This is a genomic window from Faecalimicrobium dakarense (genome assembly GCF_000499525.1).
In the GTDB taxonomy this organism is placed as follows: domain Bacteria; phylum Bacillota; class Clostridia; order Peptostreptococcales; family Peptostreptococcaceae; genus Faecalimicrobium; species Faecalimicrobium dakarense.
The window spans coordinates 15,587-37,945 of record NZ_HG529431.1; the positions used below are offsets into that span (position 1 = coordinate 15,587).

General features: G+C 29.2%; 25 protein-coding genes and 1 pseudogene. All 26 read right to left on the bottom strand.

Features of this window, described 5'->3' with window-relative positions; genetic code table 11:
• Window positions 1-10: 10 nt before the first annotated feature.
• The 26 genes and pseudogenes from BN899_RS17135 to BN899_RS17260 all read right to left on the bottom strand — a co-directional run bounded on the left by BN899_RS17135 (window position 11) and on the right by BN899_RS17260 (window position 22,316).
• Window positions 11-553 (bottom strand): F0F1 ATP synthase subunit delta, encoded by a 543-nt coding sequence (locus BN899_RS17135; protein WP_042278003.1) that lies wholly within the window; start codon window positions 551-553, stop codon window positions 11-13.
• Window positions 550-1,050 (bottom strand): F0F1 ATP synthase subunit B, encoded by a 501-nt coding sequence (gene atpF / locus BN899_RS17140; RefSeq protein ID WP_042278007.1) that lies wholly within the window; start codon window positions 1,048-1,050, stop codon window positions 550-552. The genes BN899_RS17135 and atpF overlap by 4 nt, the downstream gene beginning before the upstream one ends.
• An 84-nt stretch (window positions 1,051-1,134) precedes the next feature.
• The gene (gene atpE / locus BN899_RS17145) at window positions 1,135-1,392 is read right to left on the bottom strand and encodes an ATP synthase F0 subunit C (protein WP_042278009.1); all 258 of its coding nucleotides are present in this window, start codon (window positions 1,390-1,392) and stop codon (window positions 1,135-1,137) included.
• A gap of 52 nt (window positions 1,393-1,444) precedes the next feature.
• Window positions 1,445-2,152, bottom strand: a complete 708-nt coding sequence (atpB, locus tag BN899_RS17150) for a F0F1 ATP synthase subunit A (RefSeq protein ID WP_042278011.1) — start codon at window positions 2,150-2,152, stop codon at window positions 1,445-1,447.
• 2 nt (window positions 2,153-2,154) lie between these two features.
• Window positions 2,155-2,544, bottom strand: coding sequence for an ATP synthase subunit I (locus BN899_RS17155; RefSeq protein WP_042278013.1), 390 nt, complete (start codon window positions 2,542-2,544; stop codon window positions 2,155-2,157).
• 4 nt (window positions 2,545-2,548) lie between these two features.
• Entirely contained in the window at window positions 2,549-2,776 is a 228-nt protein-coding gene (locus BN899_RS20880; protein WP_042278015.1) for an AtpZ/AtpI family protein, read from the bottom strand.
• Between the two features lie 493 nt (window positions 2,777-3,269).
• Complete coding sequence (gene upp / locus BN899_RS17165) at window positions 3,270-3,899, bottom strand: uracil phosphoribosyltransferase (protein ID WP_042278017.1); 630 nt, start codon at window positions 3,897-3,899, stop codon at window positions 3,270-3,272.
• 12 nt (window positions 3,900-3,911) lie between these two features.
• Window positions 3,912-4,364 (bottom strand): ribose 5-phosphate isomerase B, encoded by a 453-nt coding sequence (rpiB, locus tag BN899_RS17170; protein WP_042278018.1) that lies wholly within the window; start codon window positions 4,362-4,364, stop codon window positions 3,912-3,914.
• Between the two features lie 131 nt (window positions 4,365-4,495).
• Entirely contained in the window at window positions 4,496-5,536 is a 1,041-nt protein-coding gene (locus tag BN899_RS17175) for an L-threonylcarbamoyladenylate synthase (protein WP_042278020.1), read from the bottom strand.
• A gap of 29 nt (window positions 5,537-5,565) precedes the next feature.
• The gene (locus BN899_RS17180; RefSeq protein WP_042278022.1) at window positions 5,566-6,246 is read right to left on the bottom strand and encodes a ZIP family metal transporter; all 681 of its coding nucleotides are present in this window, start codon (window positions 6,244-6,246) and stop codon (window positions 5,566-5,568) included.
• Window positions 6,247-6,398: 152 nt separating this feature from the next.
• Window positions 6,399-7,463, bottom strand: a complete 1,065-nt coding sequence (gene prfA, locus BN899_RS17185) for a peptide chain release factor 1 (protein ID WP_042278024.1) — start codon at window positions 7,461-7,463, stop codon at window positions 6,399-6,401.
• Between the two features lie 42 nt (window positions 7,464-7,505).
• Window positions 7,506-8,378: a peptide chain release factor N(5)-glutamine methyltransferase gene (gene prmC / locus BN899_RS17190; protein ID WP_242824230.1), complete on the bottom strand. Its 873-nt coding sequence runs from the start codon at window positions 8,376-8,378 to the stop codon at window positions 7,506-7,508.
• Entirely contained in the window at window positions 8,368-9,267 is a 900-nt protein-coding gene (locus tag BN899_RS17195; RefSeq protein ID WP_042278027.1) for a DUF1385 domain-containing protein, read from the bottom strand. Before BN899_RS17195 ends, prmC begins: the two co-directional genes overlap by 11 nt.
• 103 nt (window positions 9,268-9,370) lie before the next feature.
• Window positions 9,371-9,955 (bottom strand): thymidine kinase, encoded by a 585-nt coding sequence (locus BN899_RS17200; RefSeq protein ID WP_042278029.1) that lies wholly within the window; start codon window positions 9,953-9,955, stop codon window positions 9,371-9,373.
• Window positions 9,956-10,217: 262 nt separating this feature from the next.
• Entirely contained in the window at window positions 10,218-10,418 is a 201-nt protein-coding gene (rpmE, locus tag BN899_RS17205; RefSeq protein WP_042278031.1) for a 50S ribosomal protein L31, read from the bottom strand.
• Between the two features lie 119 nt (window positions 10,419-10,537).
• Window positions 10,538-12,133, bottom strand: a complete 1,596-nt coding sequence (gene rho, locus BN899_RS17210) for a transcription termination factor Rho (RefSeq protein ID WP_042278033.1) — start codon at window positions 12,131-12,133, stop codon at window positions 10,538-10,540.
• A 304-nt stretch (window positions 12,134-12,437) separates the two neighbouring features.
• Complete coding sequence (glpX, locus tag BN899_RS17215; RefSeq protein ID WP_042278035.1) at window positions 12,438-13,439, bottom strand: class II fructose-bisphosphatase; 1,002 nt, start codon at window positions 13,437-13,439, stop codon at window positions 12,438-12,440.
• A 315-nt stretch (window positions 13,440-13,754) separates the two neighbouring features.
• Window positions 13,755-14,695 (bottom strand): annotated as a pseudogene (gene galU / locus BN899_RS17220) (UTP--glucose-1-phosphate uridylyltransferase GalU).
• A 116-nt stretch (window positions 14,696-14,811) separates the two neighbouring features.
• A complete protein-coding gene (gene pepF / locus BN899_RS17225) occupies window positions 14,812-16,725 on the bottom strand; it encodes an oligoendopeptidase F (RefSeq protein ID WP_052356899.1) in 1,914 nt (637 codons plus the stop codon).
• Window positions 16,726-17,152: 427 nt separating this feature from the next.
• Entirely contained in the window at window positions 17,153-19,522 is a 2,370-nt protein-coding gene (spoIIE, locus tag BN899_RS17230; protein ID WP_042278037.1) for a stage II sporulation protein E, read from the bottom strand.
• A gap of 90 nt (window positions 19,523-19,612) precedes the next feature.
• Window positions 19,613-20,533, bottom strand: coding sequence for a Ppx/GppA phosphatase family protein (locus tag BN899_RS17235; RefSeq protein WP_042278039.1), 921 nt, complete (start codon window positions 20,531-20,533; stop codon window positions 19,613-19,615).
• Window positions 20,534-20,596: 63 nt separating this feature from the next.
• A complete protein-coding gene (locus BN899_RS17240) occupies window positions 20,597-20,878 on the bottom strand; it encodes an FtsB family cell division protein (protein ID WP_042278041.1) in 282 nt (93 codons plus the stop codon).
• A gap of 7 nt (window positions 20,879-20,885) precedes the next feature.
• Window positions 20,886-21,389: a spore cortex biosynthesis protein YabQ gene (gene yabQ, locus BN899_RS20885; RefSeq protein WP_042278043.1), complete on the bottom strand. Its 504-nt coding sequence runs from the start codon at window positions 21,387-21,389 to the stop codon at window positions 20,886-20,888.
• Window positions 21,390-21,644, bottom strand: coding sequence for a YabP/YqfC family sporulation protein (locus BN899_RS17250; RefSeq protein WP_042278046.1), 255 nt, complete (start codon window positions 21,642-21,644; stop codon window positions 21,390-21,392).
• Window positions 21,645-21,706: 62 nt separating this feature from the next.
• Window positions 21,707-21,949, bottom strand: a complete 243-nt coding sequence (locus BN899_RS17255; protein ID WP_042278048.1) for an RNA-binding S4 domain-containing protein — start codon at window positions 21,947-21,949, stop codon at window positions 21,707-21,709.
• An 88-nt stretch (window positions 21,950-22,037) separates the two neighbouring features.
• Window positions 22,038-22,316 carry an HU family DNA-binding protein gene (locus BN899_RS17260; protein WP_042278050.1) on the bottom strand — a complete coding sequence of 93 codons (279 nt, stop codon included), beginning with the start codon at window positions 22,314-22,316 and terminating at the stop codon, window positions 22,038-22,040.
• Between the last annotated feature and the right edge of the window lie 43 nt (window positions 22,317-22,359).

Here is a 22,359-nt window from a genome sequence, read left to right on the forward strand (position 1 = left end):
CACCGCCATTCTAAGATATTACTTGAGATAATTGATTTTTCATATCGGCTAAACGCGCCTTAACAGTACCATCTATCTCTTCGTTTCCAAGTCTAACTAGAACTCCTCCTATTATAGACTCATCAACTTTATTTTCTAAAGTAACATTTTTATTGTATTTGCTTGAAAGTTTAGCCTCAAGCTGCTTTATTTCTTCTTGGCTCATAGATACTGCTGTTATTGCAATACCTTCTATGATATTATTCTTTTCATTTAATAACTCTTTGAAAGATTTTTGTATAGCTTCTATAGCTGATACTCTATCTTTATCTGCCATTATTTTTAAGAAATTGTTTAAGCTAGAGCTTATTTGTCCTGCAAAAACTTTTTCTAATAATTCTTTTTTTTCTCCCTTTCCTACAAGTGGAGATTTTAAAACACCATAAAAATCTTGATTCGATTTTAGTGTATCTACTACTGCATTTAGTTCTTCATATAACTTAGTAGTTGAGTTTGTCTCTTCTCCTACTTGAAATAGGGCTTCGGCATATCTTCCTGCGATTACATTTATCATTTAGCTTCGCCTACCTCTTTTATAAAGTTATTTATTAACTCTTCATGCTTAGATTTATCTAAGTCTTTCTCAATAACCTTAGATGCTGCTAATAATGCTATGTCTGATATATCATTTTTGATTTCGTTCATAACCTTTTGTCTTTCTTGAGCTACATCTTTGCTAGCTTTTTCTCTTAAGCTTTGAGCTTCTTGCTTTGCAGTAGATATTATTTCAGATTCTTTTTGCTCTGCTCTTAAAGTAGCTTGCTTTATTATTTCTTGCCCTTCATTCTTAGCAGAACTTATCTTTTCTTCGTATTCTTTCTTTAAAGATATACCTTCATTTTTAGTTCTTTCTCCATGAGCTAAGTTTTCTTGTATATCTTTTTCTCTAGCTTCTATTATACCTAGTACTGGTTTAAATAAAAGTTTCTTTAAAAGCATAAATACTAAAAAAGTATTTATAAGTTGAAATAATAATTCATATGATACGCCTATAAGTGGCTTTAATTCCATGTGTTATCCTCCTTTCTACTAATCACAATTTATAATTAGGAGATGGTAAAGCCATCTCCTAATTATAAAAATATTCTAATATTCTTAACCTAAAAACTTCATAAGTGGGTTAGCGAATAGAAGGATTATTGCTATAACTAATCCGTATATTGCTGAAGATTCTGCAACTGCAGCTCCAAGTAACATTGTTTGAGTTATATCTCCTTTTGCTTCTGGTTGATTACCAACTGCCTCTGCTGCCTTTCCTGCTGCGAATCCTTGTCCGATTCCTGCTCCTATACCTGTCATAACTGCAAGACCTGCTCCTATTGCTGAACCTGCTGCTAATATAGCTGTTTCCATAATTAATTTCCTCCTTAAATTTTTTAATTTTTAATTTTTTAAATTATTTTCGTTAATCTCCTACTGCTGCATTTCCAACGAAAACCATCGTTAACATTATAAATATAAACGATTGTAGTAACCCTGCAAATATATCAAAGTATAAATGTAGTGGTACTGGTATTAATAACTGACCAATTGGTATTGATAATCCTGGGATAAGTGTTGATAAATATCCTAAGAAATCATATAGTAATTTCATTATAACTGATCCACCTAATATGTTACCAAATGGACGGAAACTTAATGATATAGGCTTTGCTAACTCTCCTATTAAGTTAAGTGGTAGTAAAAGTGGAATTGGTTCAAGTAAACCTTTAAAGTAACCAAACCCATTAAACTTAACACCTGCATAGTAAATCATAAAGAATGTTATCAGTGCCCATGCTATTGTTGTATCTAAGTCTGTCGTAGGAGATCTAAATCCTAATAAACCTATTAGGTTTGAACATGCAAAGAATAAGAATAAACTACCTAGATAAGGTATCATATTTGGCATTCTTTTTACTGTCTTTTCACCCATTGTATCAGTTATGAATTTAGATAGTCCACCTATAGCAAACTCTAAAAATATTTGAACTTTACTTGTAGGTACTTTCTTTAAGTTTCTAGTTAGTAAGAACGATATTAAAGCTAAAGCAGCAATTATAATCCAACTTGTTACTACTGTATCACTTATTTTAAAGTTTCCTAAAAATAAAACCCATTTTGCCTGACTCATATTTACGCCTCCTTTCTTTTTAGCTTATCTATTAGTATTCTTCTTAACAATATGACGAACTTAGGACTAAGTAGACCTATTGCCACCCCTAGTATATTCAAATATGGGGCTTTTGCAGAAACTAACAGAACTATACCTATTATAGTCATCCTCACTACATATCGACTTGACATATGTATTTGAGCTTTGGAAGCAGTCATAGTTACTGCTTTGTCTATAGATAATGCTAACAATCTAAAGTTCAATATTGCTATGATTGCTCCAAAAACAATTCCTAACAGCATTGCTTTAGTAAAGTTTGATGTAATTAGTAATATTGCTAGTACAATGATATCAAATACTATAACTCCTTTTGTTATGTATTTTATCTCATTTCGCATCTTTATATCCATGATATCACTTCCTTTTCGTATAGGTAACCAAAGTCTTATAAACAGACATAAATGCTCCACCAATTCCAAGTATTATAAATATCAATAAAAATATTGGACTTGTATTCAATTTGGAATCGATAAATTGACCTATAAAGGCGCATCCTAATATAGGTATTAATATCATTAATCCCACTTGAGTTAGTAAAGAAAGCATAGTAGCTATTTCCAAATACGGATTTCGTTTACTCATAAATAGTACCTCTCACTATCATAAGATTATTTATTTTATTAAATTTTTATGCTTAATTTTTTAGTAAATTATATTTGATACCCAAAAAACTCTAATACAATTTTACCACTTTTTATGTGTTTTTCAAATGTTTTTTATCAAATTGATTAAATTTGATTTTTATTGACCTTTTTCGAGTATTTTTTTTCATTTTTTATTTTTTGACCTTTTTCGTATAAAGTTCTATAAAATTCGTGCTTATATATAAACTAAATTATAATTTTTATACATTATCTTTAATCTTAGACATATTTTTATTTTTATTATACGCCTAATATACGTAATTATCCATAAATACATTAACTTTTTTAGAAAATTATAGTTTGCTTTTTATATTCTGTATACAATCTTATTTTTCATTTTTTTTATAATTTTTTATGAAATTTCATTAAAATTTTTTAATATATGACAAAAGGGAATCTATATTTAATATAGATTCCCAATATTTCATTGATTATTTTGTTCCAAATAATCTATCTCCTGCATCACCTAATCCAGGTACTATGTATCCGTGATCATTTAATTTTTCATCTATAGATGCTACGTATATATCTACATCTGGATGATATTTTTGAACCTCAGCTATTCCTTCTGGAGCCGCAACTAAATTTACTAATCTTATAGAATTAGCTCCTCTCTTCTTAAGCACATCTATAGCTGCTACAGCTGAACCACCTGTTGCAAGCATTGGATCTACTACTATCATTTCTCTTTCTTCTATATCTTGTGGAAGTTTACAGTAGTATTCTACTGGTTGTAAAGTTTCTGGATCTCTATATAATCCTACATGTCCAACTTTAGCAGCTGGTATTAAACTAACTAACCCATCTACCATTCCAAGTCCGGCTCTTAATATAGGTACTATCCCTAACTTTTTCCCAGATATAACTTTAGAAGTTGCCTTCACTACAGGAGTTTCTATTTCTACATCTTCTAATTGTAAATCTCTTGTTATTTCATACCCCATTAACATTGTTATTTCTGTTAAAAGTTCTCTGAAATCTTTAGACCCAGTGTTTTTGTCTCTCATAAATGTTAACTTATGTTGTATTAATGGATGGTCTGTTACTATTACTTTATTCATATTCTTTTCCTCCTACTTACTGTACTTCTCTTCTATTGCTTTTATCATATCAACTCTTCTTGAGTGTCTATCGCCTTCAAATCCTGTATTTATCCAAGCTTCAACTATTTCTAAAGCTAAACCTCTACCTAAAACTCTTTCACCTAGAGATAGCATATTGGCATTGTTGTGAGCTTTTGACATCTTTGCAGAAAATACATCTGATACAACTGCGCATCTTATTCCTGGAATCTTATTAGCGGCTAAAGATATACCTATACCTGTTCCACAACATACTATTCCATAATCTACTTCGCCGTTTTTAACCGCATTAGCAACTGTTTCTCCATATATAGGATAATCAACTGATTCTAAAGAATTATTTGGTCCAAAATCTACACATTTAATTCCTTTTTCCTCTAAATATTTTACTATTTCTGTTTTTAAATTATATCCTCCGTGGTCACTTCCTAAGCCTATGATCATATGTATATTTCCTCCGAATTATATTTTAGTAAATTTTTCGTATATCATATAAATACTCAAATTATCAATATTATACACTATTTTTACAACTTTAGGAATAGTATAATCTAAATTTGTGAAAATGTTTTATTTTATACTTCTATAACTTTATATCCTGCTGATTTTAACAGTCTATTCATAATAGCTTGTCCAACTCCTTCAGTTGGAAATGCTTCTGAATATATTATATCTACATTTCTTTTATCCATTTCCCTCAATACATCAAATAAGTTACTTCCTACTTCTTCTAGTGAATCACCTAACGCTATAACTTCTCCAATATATTGTTTTTTATTCTTGCTTATACACATTACTCCTGTTTTTATATTATTTTTAGAATTATCTTCTGTCATGTTATTGATTCTATCTATTACCTTATCTTCATCACCAGATACGATATATACGTCTGCATTTGGTGCATAATGTGTGTATTTCATTCCAGGCGCCTTAGCCTTTTTATTATCTTCTTTCTTAGATAATGATGGGTCTATAGTAACTTCATTAATTACTTTTTCCAAATCTTCTTTTGTTATACTACCCGGTCTTAAAATCATTGGTATATCCACCGTTAAATCTAATACTGTCGACTCTAATCCAAAATTACTATCTCCACCTAGTACTATTCCACTAACCCTACCATTCATCTCTTCATAAACATGATTTGCTTTGGTTGGAGATGGTCTACCTGATATATTTGCAGAAGGTGCAGCTATAGGTACACCCGCTTCTTTTATTATTTCTCTAGCTATTTTATGAGATGGCATTCTAATAGCTACTGTATCTAATCCACCACTTGTAGTTTTAGGAACTATATCTTTTTTATTTAAAATTATTGTTATAGGTCCTGGCCAAAACTTATCCATTATAACTTCAGCTTTTTCGCTTACATCTTTGGCTAAATCATAAACTTCACTCTTATCATATATATGTACTATAAGTGGATTATCGCTAGGTCTACCTTTCGCTTCATATATCTTTTTAACTGCACTTTCATCTAATGCATTTGCACCTAATCCATACACTGTTTCTGTTGGAAATATAACTGTTTTTCCTTCTCTTAATAACTTAGCTTGCTTTTTCAATTCTTCTAAATCTATATTATTCATATCAATTTTGCTTATTATAGTTTTCATCTTTCGTGTACCCACCTTCATTTTTAGTTTTAGATGCAATTTACAATAACTGTTCCTACTAAAAAACCTATTATACAATATAGACTTCTTGATTTAGGAAATATCTCTTCTAATACAACATACATCATTGTACCTGCTGCAGTAGCAAGAAATACACCTATTAGAGAACTAAAAATACCTCCAAAGTATGCACCTAAAAAACTTCCTATACCCATAGGTATCCCTGCTATTACTGTAAATAATATTATTTTTGAAATCTTCATTTTTGATCCTACTAATCCCAAAGCCATCGCCAGCCCTTCAGGTATATTATGAAGTCCTATAATTATAGCTAAAGTCATACCTAAAGATTCTGCAGACATAAATGAAGACCCTATAGCTAACCCTTCTGGTAAGTTATGAAGTAGTATACTTATAAATATAAGATATCCTGACTTCATATCTTTTGATACATCTAACCTAGTTTTTATGTACATAGTCAAAAGTACTCCAACAAAGGTAAATATTACAGTATAAAGTACTCCCATTTGATCCATAGATTCACTCATTAAATCAAATGTAACTACTGCTAACATTATTCCCCCAGATAGGCCCATAAAAAAATCTAAATACTTGTCAACGTTTCTCTTGAAAATGACGGATATAATTCCTCCAAATCCAGTTCCTATGACTCCTGCTAAAAGTCCTATTATCGTTATTTTAAGTATCATATTTCCCCTCCTTATAAGCATATATAAACATTATATACTTGCTAAAGGTATAAGATAACTTAAAAATTCACTTGGCTTATGTCAATTGTATATAACTAAGTTTGGGTTTAATCCTTAAATCACTATAGAAAAATCCCTAAATTAATAGGGATTTATATTGCTAACATCTTTTCTGTTTGATCAACAGTTATTAAAGCATCTATCATTTCATCGATATCTCCATCTAGGAATGAATCTAGCTTGTATAATGTTAAGTTTATTCTATGGTCACTTACTCTTCCTTGAGGGAAGTTATAAGTTCTTATTCTTTCAGATCTATCTCCTGTACCAACTTGACTTTTTCTCTCTGCAGCTATACCTTTATTTTGTTCAGCTATAGCTTTGTCATTAAGTCTAGCTACTAGTATCTTAAGGGCTTGTTCTTTATTTTTCAATTGTGACTTACCGTCTTGGCAAGATACAACTTCTCCTGTAGGTATGTGTGTTACCCTTACTGCAGAGTCAGTAGTATTAACACTTTGTCCACCATTTCCTGAAGAACGGAAAACATCTATTCTTAAATCATTTGGATTTATATTTACTTCTACTACTTCAACTTCTGGAAGCACCGCTACTGTTGCAGTTGACGTATGTATTCTTCCCCCTGATTCAGTTGAAGGTATTCTTTGAACTCTATGAACTCCTGATTCATACTTAAGTCTTGAATAAGCTCCTTTACCTTTTATTAAGAAAGATACTTCTTTATATCCGCCAACACCTGTATCACTTGCACTTAGTAATTCTATCTTCCATCTTCTTCTTTCAGCATATCTAGAATACATTCTAAATAAGTCTCCTGCAAATAGAGCAGCTTCATCTCCACCAGCTCCACCTCTAACCTCAACTATAACGTTCTTTTCATCGTTAGGGTCCTTAGGTAATAACAGTATTTTAAGTTCAGCTTCTAATGGTTCTACTTGATCTTCCATTTCAGATAATTCCATTTTAGCTAATTCTCTTAATTCTTCATCTGATTCTTCTTGTAATATTTCTTTTGATTCTTTTATAGCATTTAATACATCCCTATACTCTTTGTACTTCATTACAATTGGCTCTAAATCAGAATGTTCTTTCATTAGTTTTTGCCAAGTCTTTTGATCGTTTATTATTTCTGGATCACTTATCTTTTCATTTAACTCTTTATATTTATCTTCTAGTACCTCTAGTTTTTTTAGCATACTTTCACCTCGTTAATTGTAACATATCAATTGTTCATTATATCATAGTTTAAAGCCTATAACAACTCTATCAATACCTTGTATATCCTTCTTTGTGTATATTTTAGTATATCCATTATTCTTCATAATCTCACAAACATCTTCAGCTTGATCATGTCCAACCTCATAAGCTAGTATTCCATTTTGTTTTAAAAACTCATGAGATCCTTTTGTTATATCCCTGTAAAAATCAAGACCATCAACTCCACCTTCTAAAGCATTATATGGTTCATAATCTTTAACTTGAGTATGTAAAGTCTTCATATCCTCTCTTCTTATGTAAGGAGGATTAGAAACTATAACATCAAATTCAACATCTTCATCTTCTATAGCGCTAAATAAATCTGATTTCACAAAATTTATTTTATGTTCTACATTATTACTTATAGCATTTTTCTTTCCTACTTCTAAAGGAATATCTGATATATCAAATGAAGTCAAGCTAGCATTTTCTAAATATTTAGCTAAACTTATAGTTATAGCACCTGACCCAGTACCTATATCTAATATATTGATGTTATTTTTATCTTTGCAAAGTTCTATTAATTCTTCTACTAATGGTTCTGTATCCGGTCTAGGAATTAATACACCCTCTTTTACATAAAAATCAAGTCCCATAAATTCTCTATTTTCAACTATATAAGCTACCGGTCTTCCATTTAATCTATCATTTATTAATTTTAAAAATATTTCTTCTTGCTCTTTCGTTAACTCTTTATTTAAATTCATATGTATATATATTCTATCCACATCTCCAAGAGATTTTTGTAGTAATAATTCTACATCTAACCTTGGAGTATCACTCATTTGAGTTAGATCTTCTGAGTATTTAATAATTATATCTCTTATTGTCATATCTGCTCCTCTATTTTTCATCTATTACAGCTTTTAATGCAGCTATTGCTACTTCTAATTGTTCATCATCCGGTTCTTTTGTTGTAAAGTTTTGCAACATCATACCTGGATATGCGACAATCTTAGTAAATTTATTATTATATTTCCCAAGAAATCTTATTATTTCATAAGATATTCCAGCAACCACCGGTATACATATTATCCTCATAGCTACTCTCATTATAGGATTTGGCCAGCCAAAGAAAGAAAACAGTATTATAGATATAAACATAACTATAAATAAAAAGTTAGTTCCACATCTTGGATGTAGTCTTCCAAATTTCCTTGCATTTTCAACCGTAAGGTCTAAATTATTTTCATAGCAATATATAGATTTATGCTCTGCTCCATGATATTGAAATACTCTTTCAATATCTTTATTTTTTGAAATTAATATTATGTACCCAAATAGTATACTTATTCTAATTAAACCTTCTATTAAATTAAGTAATAAATCGTTGCTTGCAAATTTAGAAAATATCCCTCCAACCATAGTTGGAAGTAGTATAAATAAACCTATTGATAATATTAATGATAATACTAACGAAAATAATAGTATTACATCATTTGCTTTATCTTTAAATACTTTCTTTATAAGCTTATCAAAGAAATCTTCCTCCTCCTCTTCTAAAAAGAACTCTGAAGAAAAATTTAAACTCTTTATTCCTTCAATCATAGTTTCAATTAATACAAACGACCCTCTTATAAAAGGAATTTTATCTATATTCTTCTCACTTATCCAGCTTTTTATTTTATTTTTCTTTATTATAATCTCTCCATCACTTTTTCTAACAGCCACAGCCCTTTTATATTTTGACTGCATCATAACACCTTCTATTAGAGCTTGCCCCCCGACAGCTTGTTTCTTCATATACTCACCTCTTAAATTTATACTTAAGCTACTTATGTTTTATTATAATACAAAAATACCCTTTAAAGTAAAACTTTAAAGGGACATATATATTGCAATAAATCTATTTTTCATCATTATATACTATATGACATTTTCTACATCTAGCTTCATAGCTTTCTACAGCTCCTACTTGTATTATAGGATCATCATATTTTGCTGGCTCTCCATTAATTAATCTTTGCGATCTTGTTGCAGGTTGACCACATACAGAACATATAGCTTGTATTTTATCAATAAATTCTGAAACAGCTAAAAGTTTAGGTGTTGGTCCAAAAGGTTCTCCTTTAAAATCCATATCTAATCCCGCAGCTATCACTCTTATTCCCTTATCAGCTAAATCTACTGCTATGTCAACGATTTTTTCATCAAAGAATTGAACTTCATCTATACCAACAACTTGAGTTTTGTTATCTATAAAGTCATATATTTCTCTTGGACTACTAATAGGTATTGCATTTACACTGTCTCCACTATGAGAAACTACATCTTCTTTACTATATCTATCATCTATTTTAGGTTTAAATACAACGATATTTTGCTTTGCTATTTTAGCTCTTTTTATTCTTCTTATAAGTTCCTCACTTTTACCACTGTACATAGGTCCAATTACAACTTCTATATATCCATGATTGACTGGTCTATACATACTTAGTACCCCCATTCTTTAATAATTCTTTTCTTCATTAGCTTGAATTTTAATAATATATATTTTAATTTAATCAAAAAGATTAAAGTTACATCGTCATTATCTCAATAAAAAATTCACTTCGCTCATTTCGCCAACGACATATAAACCAGGTCCGTTGCTCAAGCTTAGCAGTTGCAATTTAAATTCATCTAAAAATCAGATAATTTTAAATTCCTTCAATAAAATAGGAGTTGGCTTCCCAACTCCACTTTTTTGAAAACTAGTCCATTTTGAATCTCTTCTTGAACTTGTCTATTCTTCCACCTGCTTCTATATTCTTTTGCTTTCCAGTATAGAAAGGATGGCACTCAGAACATATTTCTATTTTTATCTCGTCCTTAACAGAACCAGCTTGGAATGTGTTTCCACAAGCACAACGTACTTCTACAGCTTGGTATTTTGGTTGTATATCTTTTTGCATTCTTAGTCACCTCTTCTCTTATTTTTATAAATTAAATATATTAATTTTTCGTTTTGCATTATCAACTACACCATTATAGCATAAGTTTTTTCTTGGTTCAAGGAGTTTTTGCATTCCTATTAAAGTGCTTTTATTGATTTTATAAACTCATCATTATTTCTAGTTCTCTTAAGAAGTTCGATAACTTTATCAGTAACTTCTAGTACAGAATTGTTACTCATTTCCCTTCTTAATCTCCATAATGCAGATTTTTCCTCTTCAGTAAGTAATAGGTCTTCTCTTCTTGTTCCAGACTTGTAAATATCTACAGCTGGGAATATTCTCTTTTCAGCTAATTTCCTATCTAGATTTAATTCCATGTTACCAGTACCTTTGAATTCTTCAAATATTACATCATCCATTCTAGATCCTGTCTCTACCAATCCAGTGGCAAGTATCGTAAGTGAACCTCCACCTCTTATATTTCTAGCAGCTCCGAAGAACTTTTTAGGTCCATGAAGTGCTCCTGGATCTAAACCTCCTGATAAAGTTCTACCAGTTGGAGATATAGTTAAATTGTAAGCTCTTGCAAGTCTTGTAATACTATCTAATAATATTACTACATCTTTTCCATGTTCTACTAATCTTTGAGCTCTATTTAAAACCATTTCCGCAACTTTAACATGATGACTTGATACTTGATCAAATGTAGAATAAATTACATCTCCATTTATAGATTCTCTCATATCAGTAACCTCTTCTGGTCTTTCATCTATTAAAAGTACTATTAATTCAACATCAGGATGATTTTTAGCTATACTATTTGCTACATTCTTAAGAAGACTAGTTTTACCAGCTTTAGGTGGAGCTACTATCAGACCTCTTTGACCTTTACCTATTGGAGATATTAAGTCTATTAATCTTGTTGCTATATCATTTTGACTTCTTTCTAATGTTAATCTTTCCTCTGGGTATATAGGAGTTAATAACTCAAATGCTCTTCTCTTTATAGCTGTATCTGGATTTTCATCATTTATTTTTTGAACATATAAAAGAGCTCTAAATTTTTCACCTGTTTTAGGGTGTCTAGTTATACCCTTTACTTTATCACCAGTTTTCATATTAAATCTTCTAATTTGAGATGGTGATACATATACATCATTTTCTGTAGATAAATAGTTTGACCCTCTTAAGAATCCAAATCCGTCTGGTAATATTTCAAGTACTCCCATTACTTCATCATCCTTAGAAGTATTAAATTCATCTACTATCTTAGATTCATCTACAACTTTTGGAGTATAATAATTTTTATTATTATTTCTTTGGTTATTATTATCTATGCCTTGATTTCTATTTTCGTTATTTGATTGTCTATTATCATTTCTTTGGTATCTATTTTCTGTATTTCTAGAGTATTTATTGTCCGATTCTTTTCTCTCATAAGACTTTACATAAGTCTTATTTTGAGCTTGTCTATTATCTGATTGTTTATTATTTTCTTGCGATGCCTGTATCGAAATATCATTTGTCTTTTCATTCTCTTCTTTAGCTATTTTTACTTCTTCTTTAACAGTATTTTTGTTATTTTCAGCTATTAGTTCAATTAATTCATTTTTCTTGTACTTACTAATTGATTTTATACCTAATTCCTTAGCTATATCTTTCAATTGAGGCAATGTCTTACTACCTAATTCATCTAATGTTATATTCTCTAAACTCAAAAAAATCCTCCTCATCTATTTTTCATTTATATAATTATATAATTTTCATATATTATTTTTGGAAATTAAAGGTGTGAAAAAGAAAAGTTTTACTTAACAATTAATTCTAATAATATCATCACTCATATACTAAGGTCAACCAATAAAAATCAAAACTAATTGTAACAGTAAAGTTAATTTTCATCTACTTATATATATTGAACACTTTTCTTAATTTTAAACTTAATTTATATAAAAATTTTATGACCATATAGCATATAAAATAGACAACATATTAATCATGTTGTCTATTTTAATTAGTATTTTATAAATTTTATATTTATTCCATATTATATTTTTTCATTAATTCAACTAATATATCATTTTTATCTAAATTATGGATTGCATCAACAAATCTTATTGTACCTGTTTTAGCCCTCATTACTACAGACTGAGTCTTAGCTTTATTACCACCTACATGTTTTACGCCTTCTAGTAAGTCCCCCTCTGTAATTCCTGTTGCAGCAAAGAATAAATTATCTCCTTTAGCTAAATCATCTATATCTAAAACTTTTTCAAGATCTTCATCAGAGTAACCCATTTCATGACATCTTACTCTTTCTTGCTCGCTTAATGGATATATCTGACCTTGCATATCTCCACCCATACATTTTATAGCTGCAGCTAATATTACTCCCTCTGGACCTCCACCAATGCCCATCATCATGTCTATACCTGTTTCTTCGAAGCAAGTAGCTATTCCTGTTGCCACATCTCCGTCCCCAAACATTTGAATTCTAGATCCTAATTTTCTAGCAGCTTCAACTATATCATTATGTCTTTCTCTATCTTGAACTGTTATAGTCATTTGTGTTGTTTTTTTACCTAAAGCTTTTGCTACAGATATAATATTTTCTTCTGGACTTTTAGTTAAGTCTATTGCTCCCTTAGCATTTGGACCTACTACAATTTTTTTCATATATGTATCTGGTGCATTTAATAAACTTCCCTTAGATCCCATAGCTATTACTGATATAGCATTTGGAAGACCTTTAGCTATTAAAGTAGTTCCATCTAAAGGATCTACTGCTATATCAACTTCCATGCTATCTTCATTTTGCATACCTACTTTTTCACCTATATATAACATAGGAGCTTCATCTAATTCCCCTTCTCCTATAACAACTTCTCCTGTAATCTTTACCGATTCAAAAGCTTTTCTCATTGCTTCTACTGCTGCTCCATCCGCACCATTTTTATCGCCCTTTCCCATAAATTGCGATGATACTAATGCTGCAGCTTCCGTTACCCTAACAAGTTCTAATGCTAAATTTCTATCCATAATAATATATTCATCTCCTTAGTTAGTCTTATTAAGGAAAATTATATATTATATTCGTTAATTAGTAAACATATATGTGTACTTTAAGTAATTAGTGTGATATATTAGTTCGTATTTTCAATATAGTATTGCTAATAAATTCTAATTTATATAGCAAATAAAAAATTACTTTGTTTAAGAAAATTACTTTATATATAAAAAAAGCTAGTCTTTAAAATAAAGACCAGCTTTTACTACATCATTGATGTAAGTACACTTAAAAGTGCTGTCATACTTGATACTACAAGAATTGCTACTATAAATATAGCTATAGCTTTATTTTTCTTTTTTTGTTTCACATTTGCCATTTATCTTCCCCCCAGTATTATTTATTTTTTGATTATCAAATTTATCGCCAATTTGTCTTAAATATTCTATAAATCCATCTCTAAGCTCTGGTCTTTTAAGAGCAAAATCTACAGTAGCCTCTAAAAATCCTAACTTATCTCCTACATCATATCTTCTACCATCAAAATTATAAGCATACATAGCTTCTTTTCTAGATAGCTCCTTTAAAGCGTCTGTAAGTTGAACCTCTCCACCCTTTCCTGCTGGTAGATCTTCTAATATATCAAATATCTCAGGAGTTATTATATATCTACCTAGTATAGCTATGTTAGATGGAGCCTTTCCTGGCTCTGGTTTTTCTACTAAATCTTTAACCTTATAAACTTTATCTTCTATATGTTTTGCCGCTATTATACCATACTTGTCCGTATCCTTTGCGTCAACTTTTTGAACACCTAATATAGTAGTTCTATATTCTTCATAAGCATCTATAAGTTGCTTTAGGCAAGGAACTTCATTATCTACAATATCATCTCCAAGCATTATAGCAAATGGTTCATCTCCTATAAAGTGTCTTGCGCAGTATATTGCATCTCCTAGACCCTTAGGTTCTTTTTGTCTTATATAATGTATATTTATCATATTAGATATACTTTGAACTATATCTAATAACTCTTTTTTCCTTTTTGCTCTAGCTCTAACTCTAATTCAACAGATTTATCAAAATGATCTTCTATTGATTTTTTATTTCTACCAGTTATTATAAGTATTTCTTCTATTCCAGATGCAACTGCTTCTTCTATTATATATTGTAATGTCGGTTTATCAACTATTGGTAACATTTCTTTTGGTTGTGCTTTTGTTGCTGGTAAAAATCTAGTACCCAAACCCGCAGCTGGTATTACAGCCTTCTTAACCTTTCTTTGCATAAAATTATTACCTCCACTAAATAAATTAATTCTCCTATCTTGTATATATAAAAAGCCCTATAAATAGGACTTTTGATATATATTTTAACATTAATATATTAAACTTGTCATGTAAATTATTTTGATACTAGTTTTTCAAGTTCTTTAACTAGACTATCAAATTTTTTAATTGTATCTTCTATTGGTTTAGTACTAGTTAAATTAATACCTGAATTCTTTAATAAATTTATAGGATAATCTGACCCGCCTCGTTTAAGAAAATTCATATAATTCTCTGGACCATTAGTTAATATATCTTGAGCAAAACTAACTCCTGCACTACATCCTGTAGCATATTTATAAACATAGAAACTATTATAAAAATGTGGTATTCTTGACCAACCTACTTTTGATAATTGATCTAACTCATAATCTTTTCCATAATATTTTTGTAAAAGTGCCCCCCAAGTATCATCTAATACTAGGGCATTTACACTTTCTCCTTTTTCAACCATATCATGTATACTTTTTTCAAACTCAGCATACATAGTTTGGATGTATAAAGTATCTTTTATTAAATCTAAATATTGAGTTATATAGTAAGCTTTTTCTTTATCATTACTAGCATTCTTTATAAGAGTTTCGTATAACAATGCCTCATTAGTTGTAGATGCCACCTCGTGAGTAAATATTGATGGATCTGAGTTAAAGTAACTTTGATTTTTAGAACTTATATATTCATATGCCGCGTGACCTAATTCATGAGCTAGCGTAGATACTGAGCCTAAACTATTGTTATAATTTAATAATACATAAGGGTGATTTCCATAAACCGATAAACAGTATGCACCACTTACCTTATTCTCATTAGAGTATACATCCACCCATCTTTCGTTAAACGCTTTATAAAGTATATCTCCATATTCTTCTCCAAGTGGAGCTAAAGCGGAATATACTATACCTTGGCCTTTATCGTAAGTAATATTTTTATCTATCGGCTCTAACATGGGAACAAACATATCATAATAGTATACCTTATCTAAATTCAAAACTTTTTTTCTAAGACTAACGTATTTATGAAGACTACCTGTATTTTTACTTACTGTATCTATTAATTTATCGTATACTTTGGTGTCTATATCATCTGATTTTAAATACATATCTAAAGATGAATCATATCCTCTTTCACTTGAATAGAATACATTCTTCTTTACTTGACCTATTAATAAGCCTGATAAAACATTTATATTGTCATCGTACGCTAAGAATTCACTTTGATACGCTTTTTTTCTATCCTCTCTGTCGGTACTTCCCATAGCTGAAGCATACTCAGCAGGAGTTAAATTTGTCTTTTTATCCATATTCTTAAATAAATCATAAAGACGACCTGGAAGAGAAGACATTGATGAAGTATTCGCAAGTATATCTTCGCTTTTTTCATCTAAGTAATGTTTTTTACATCTTCTAATATCCCCTAGATACATGCCATAATTTTTACTTATTTTCCTATCTGATATTATTTTTTCATATTCTTTATCTGATAGTTTTAATATCTCTAACTCTAAATCTGAACATATTCCCATATACTCTTTATAAGCTTTGCCCATGCTATCATTTAGGTCTAAATACTTATAAGAATTTTTATTTATATCTTGTTTTAATTTAACATACGCAGATAGTTTATTCACTCTTACATCAAGCTTTTCTTTAATACCTAAGGCAAAAGATAGGTGAGTTTTTGATTTTGTAACTTTTCCTATATAGTTTTTAAGCTCTTTAGTATCTTTACTAAATGATTTAAGCTCTTTTTTCCACTCATCATCACTTTTATATAATGATTGTAAGTTCCAACAAGCTTTAGTGTAATCAATGCTTGGTTTTTGTTGCTCTTTTTTACTCTCTTGTTCATCTTTTTCTTCGTTATTATTCATAAAATGAGTAATATAATTAATCTTGCTAATACATTGTGCATCAGTTTTTGTGCTCATTGGTATAGTACAAAAAATAGATATACATAAAGGTATTATTACTTTACACAGTTTTTTACCCATAAAAAGCCATCCTTTCAATAAAATCTACTTATCTATTAGGATGGCTTTTTGAGTCCATATTATTCAACTATTACCATTAGAAATTTTTTATAACTTAAATACTTATCCACATATTTATACACATATTCACAGGTTACTTTATGACAAAAAATAAGTTTTTCCAGTATATATAATTATGTTAATTTTCTCATTTTTTTTACTTTCTAACAGTTTATTAACATTTTTGTAGTTATCAACAATTTTTACAACTTATCAACCTATTTTTGTTAATAAGTTCTAGTAATTAATCTATTTATTTAGATATCTAAACAAAAGTTCATTTGTAACATTTTGTCGAACTTTGAAATTTCAACATCTTTAGGTATTACTTATTTTATCCACAATTCATTAACATTTTGTCCATACCATGTTGATATATCATTTATCATTAGCTTGAACATACTTTAGTAACTAAAACAGTCATATCATCTTCAACATTTCCATCTTGTATATCTATAGCTCTATCTAATATTAAGTTTGCTATTTCCTTAGGATTTGTAGTATCTATCTTTTGTATAAAGTAAATTAACCAGTTATCACCTAAGTTCTTATTTTTACCTGCATCAAGTATTCCATCAGAAACCATTATTATATAATCTCCATCTTTCACCTTTACAGATTTTCTATCTAATTTTATATCTGATAATATTCCTACTGGAAGAGATGATGATGATACTAAATCTATATCTTCATTTTCTCTTTTTATATAAGTAGAACACGCTCCCATCTTTATAGTTTCTAAAGATCCTTTCTTTAAATCCATTATGCCTAAATCTAGAGTTGAAAACATCTCATCTGAAGATTTTAATAATAACACATTATTTATAGTATTTATAATTATTTCATCTTCAATTTTTGCATCTATCATTTTTTCTAATATATCAATAGTAATTGCAGATTCTTCATATGCCTTTTTCCCTTTCCCCATACCATCACTTATTGCTATCATATATTTTCCATCATTTATATCCATGTATGTATAGTTATCCCCGCACAATATATGTCCATCTTTAGACATAGAAGATACCTCTGTTACAGCTTTATATTTTTGTGATTTAGTTAGAACTATTTTACACCTTTCACCTAATGAATGACACCCTATCTTTTGTGCTGATAAACTTTCTTCAACAAAATCTGAAACTACTTCTATTAGCTTATTTTCACAAACACAACCACTGCTACAAGTTTTCTTCTCTATAGTTATTTCAAAATCATCTTCACCTTTACTTATATAACTAACTCTGTCAACCTGTATGCTATTTCTTTCTAAATGATCCTGTATGCTTTTTTCTTTTTCTATATCTAAAATTATGCTACTTTCTAAATCATTTGATAGTGATTCGATAGATTTAGATATACTTCTAATTTGATTAGATATTAGTTTTCTACTTTCTGAAAACTTTAGATTCCAATTATAATCTATTGCAAACATTTTATAATAGTAATTTGACACTTTTATTATCGCTTCTGGTTTTATACATTCTTTAATAAACTCATCTGATGCATCATCTATAGTTATCTCTCCATTTTCCTCTAGCTTTTCTAAAATTTCATACATTAAGCTGTAGGTATGATTAAATTTCATTTCCCAACAACGTCTTTTCATTCCACAGTTTCTGCATTCATCGTTATGTATCATATCAACAACAGTTGCAATATCTCTTTGGTCTATTACCTTTTCTTTTTCTCTTATCTTATCAAATGTATAAGCAAGTTCATCATATGCCTTATACATATTTATAAGTCTATTATTAGTTAAATTTTTACTTCTCATTATATAATCGTATATTACTTCATTTGAAGTTATATTTGTTTTTACAAACTTCTCAAACCTTGCGAAAAATTTCTCTGGTAATATAACTACAATTAAACAAGCTATTAACATATCTCTAATTTGCGTTAAATTCGAAGTAATTCCAGAAGTATATGCATAAATTATTATCCAACTTAATATATATCCTAATATACAGAAATATTTATTTAATTTACTAAAAGCTCCACCAACAAGACCTGCAAAAGAATATATTCCCATATATATAATAGATCCTACATTATTTATTATAAATGCTATTCCAACTATTACTCCAGAAGCTGATCCCATAGGGGAGCCACCTAAAATTGCAGATACTAAAATTAGTACAGTTGCCAAAACTGTTCTAAGAGAAACACCTAATAATGATATATCGCCTATTCCAATTATGCTAAAAGTCATTATTAAACTTATAGATATGGCTTCTTCAGCTCTAACAGATATCCTATTATTTGCATTAGTTAATAATCCTATTCCAAATGAAAATATATAAGTAGCTACAAAAGTAATTATACTTTCAATAAAAGCTAAGAATATATCATACATATAAGTGTCAGATAGAAATGCTTGTCCTATAGATATAGGTATAATTATTGCACTACCTATAAGTGCTAACTTTAATATAGAGGTTATACCTTTTAGCTTTTTACTAATAATCATAAGTATAAATATACATACTGTATATTTAAGATTATAGGTCATACTATTAGTTGATAAAAATGTACCTGCTAACACAGATATAAATACAGGTAATTTATATCTTTCTATTCTTAATATATATAAGAAAAACGCCACTCCTAATGGAGCTATTGATCCTACCAAGATAGATCTGCTTAATAAAAATCCCATTACTGAAAATAAAATTGTATTTGCATCAACATATCTTTTTATCTTTATATTTTTTAAATCTAAGTTTTTATTTTTTACACTTGCTACAGTTTTCTCCATAAAAAATCTCCCCCTCATTTGCTTATAAAGAAATTGTAGCAAAGAGGGGGATTTTTTTTTGTCATATTCGGTTTTGCTTGTCCTAAAATATTAAGACATTTTTTGTGACTTTTGACATATTAAGCCTTCCAAATTATCGTATTCACTTACTATTATATTTTCTATTTCTAGGTTTTCCATTATTATATTTAATATTTTTACACCAGCCGTTATAATATCCGCTCTTTTAGGCTGTAAGCCTTTTAATGTTTTTTTATCACTTAATGTCATTTTCTTTAAATTTTGTAGAATTGTTTTTATATCTTCATGGCTTATGCTACTATTATGTATTTTTTCCATAGAATATACTTCTAATTCTTGATTAACCGCTGCTAGAGATGTTATTGTTCCACCGATGCCCACAAGTTTTTCTATTTTCCTTTCCTTAATATAATTTAGCGTATCTCTAATTTCATCCAATATAAATTCAGACATATCTTCAAACTCTATTTCACATATAGGATCTTCCCTTAAAAACTTTTCTGTCATTCTAAGCGCACCTACATTTTCGCTTTTTGCAAATTTTATTCCTTCTCTATCTCCTATAATAAATTCTGTGGATCCTCCGCCGATATCTATAACTAATATATCTTTTTTATCTTCTAAGCCCTCTAGTACCCCTTTAAATCCTAGATTAGACTCTTCATTACCACTTACTATCTCAACATCTATACCTGTCTTTTCTTTGGCTAAATCAACAAAATAATTTCCATTTTTACTATCTCTAAGTGCAGATGTTCCCATACAATAAATATATTCACATTTTTGTTCCTTACAAGTAAGTTCAAACTCTTTTAAAGCGTCTATATTTCTTTTTATAGCATCTTCTTTTATATATCCATTTTCATCTACACCTTGTCCGATTCTAGTTGTATTAACAAACTTTTCTCTATTTGTTATTTTACCATCTATATAATCTGCTATTAATAATCTCATTGAATTAGTACCTATATCTATAGCTCCTACTTTCATTACTTTTCTCCTTATCTTTCGTTTAGTTGTAATTCTCAATTATGTAAAAAGAAGGCAACTAAGTTACCTTCTTCCCATGTCAATATATATAGTTTCATCTGGCTTAACCATATTTAATCGTTCTCTTGCAATGGTTTCTAAGTCTTGAGTCTTGTCAAATTTTTTAAGGTCTTTTATCTCTTTCTTCGTGTCACTTATTTGCTTATTTAAGCTTGCTATCTCGCCTTTATATTCTTTTAACTTCGTAAGTTGAAATACAAACCCCGTTATTAAACTTACACAAATGAAAAGTACAAATACAGACATAACCATAAACTGGCCAGAAAATTTTTTTCTTATGTTCATCTCTAATCTACACCCTTTTTCTTTTTATTTTTCTTTTTGTTTTATTTTTAGATTTTCTTTTTACAACATTCTTTGTTGCTAAAATCATATTAGGTATATAAAATATCATATCAAATAAAAAGTGTATTGAGTAGATTATAATGTAATACAAATTGTTTGAAATACTGACTATGTATTTTACAGTTTTTATGAAAAAACTTGTTATTAAATAAATTATTTTATTTATTATTGATAAAATAAATTTACTTACGGTGTTGTAATATAAGATAAAACCAATAAATAGTGCGGCAAAATGATAATATCTAAGTTCAAAAGATTCTACAGCGTTTACTGTTATAAATATTACCATGGTAGCTAAAATCCAAAATATTGCATCAAACACTACTGAAAAGTATTTCATAAACTTAAAATTGGATTTTAGCGCCCTATAAATATCAAACAGTACACCTATAATTATTCCGCCATAGATAGTTGCATAGAAAGAACTCGCGTCTTGAGTAAATGGCATCATCTACTTAAATACTTTCTTAAAGAAATTTTCTTGTGGCTGTTTAGGTTTAGTATATACTATAGAATTTATTGTTCCAGTTACACTTATAATATTTTCATCTATGCTTAATTTTCCCATGTCTAGATTCTCACCTTCTATTACCATTGCACCTGCAGAAGTTTTCACTTCTACCTTTTTGTCATTAAAAGAATATATATGCTCTACACCCGAAACAACTAAGTTTTCTCTTTCTTTCAATGTTATATTATGTTCCATAAGATCCCCCCAGTTAATATTTCAATTCATACTACTATAAATATACTGCGGGAATACTAAATTTATTCTACTATCTCATACATTTCTTTAGCATCATTTTTTAGTACATGCTCTCTTATTTCACTTATTTTAAATTTCATTATTTTTTCCCCGAATTTTATTTCTAATAAATCGCCTATATTAACTTCTGATGAAGATTTGGCTACTTTTCCGTTTATAGTAACTATACCTTTATCACAAGCATCCTTAGCAACTGTTCTTCTTTTTATTATTCTTGATACTTTTAAAAATTTATCTAATCTCATATTTCATCCTCCTAAGTTGTAACCTTTGCTATTATATAACTATACAGAAAAAGTGTGGTAATTATCCCACACTTTTTTCACTAATTAATTATCCATTTATTATATCTTTTAACCCTTTTCCAGCTTTGAATACTGGAGCTTTAGAAGCTGGTATTTCTATAACTTCTTCTGGGTTTCTTGGGTTTCTACCTTGTCTAGCAGCTCTTTCTCTTGTTTCAAATGTTCCAAATCCAACTAATTGAACTTTTTCACCTTCTACTAATGCTTCTTCAACAGATTTCATAAAAGCGTTTAATGCAGCTTCTGCTTCCTTCTTTGTTAATTCACTTTTCTCAGCTATTTTTGATACTAATTCAGCTTTGTTCACGATACTACCTCCTAAAGTTTTTATAATATAGAATTTCATTTTT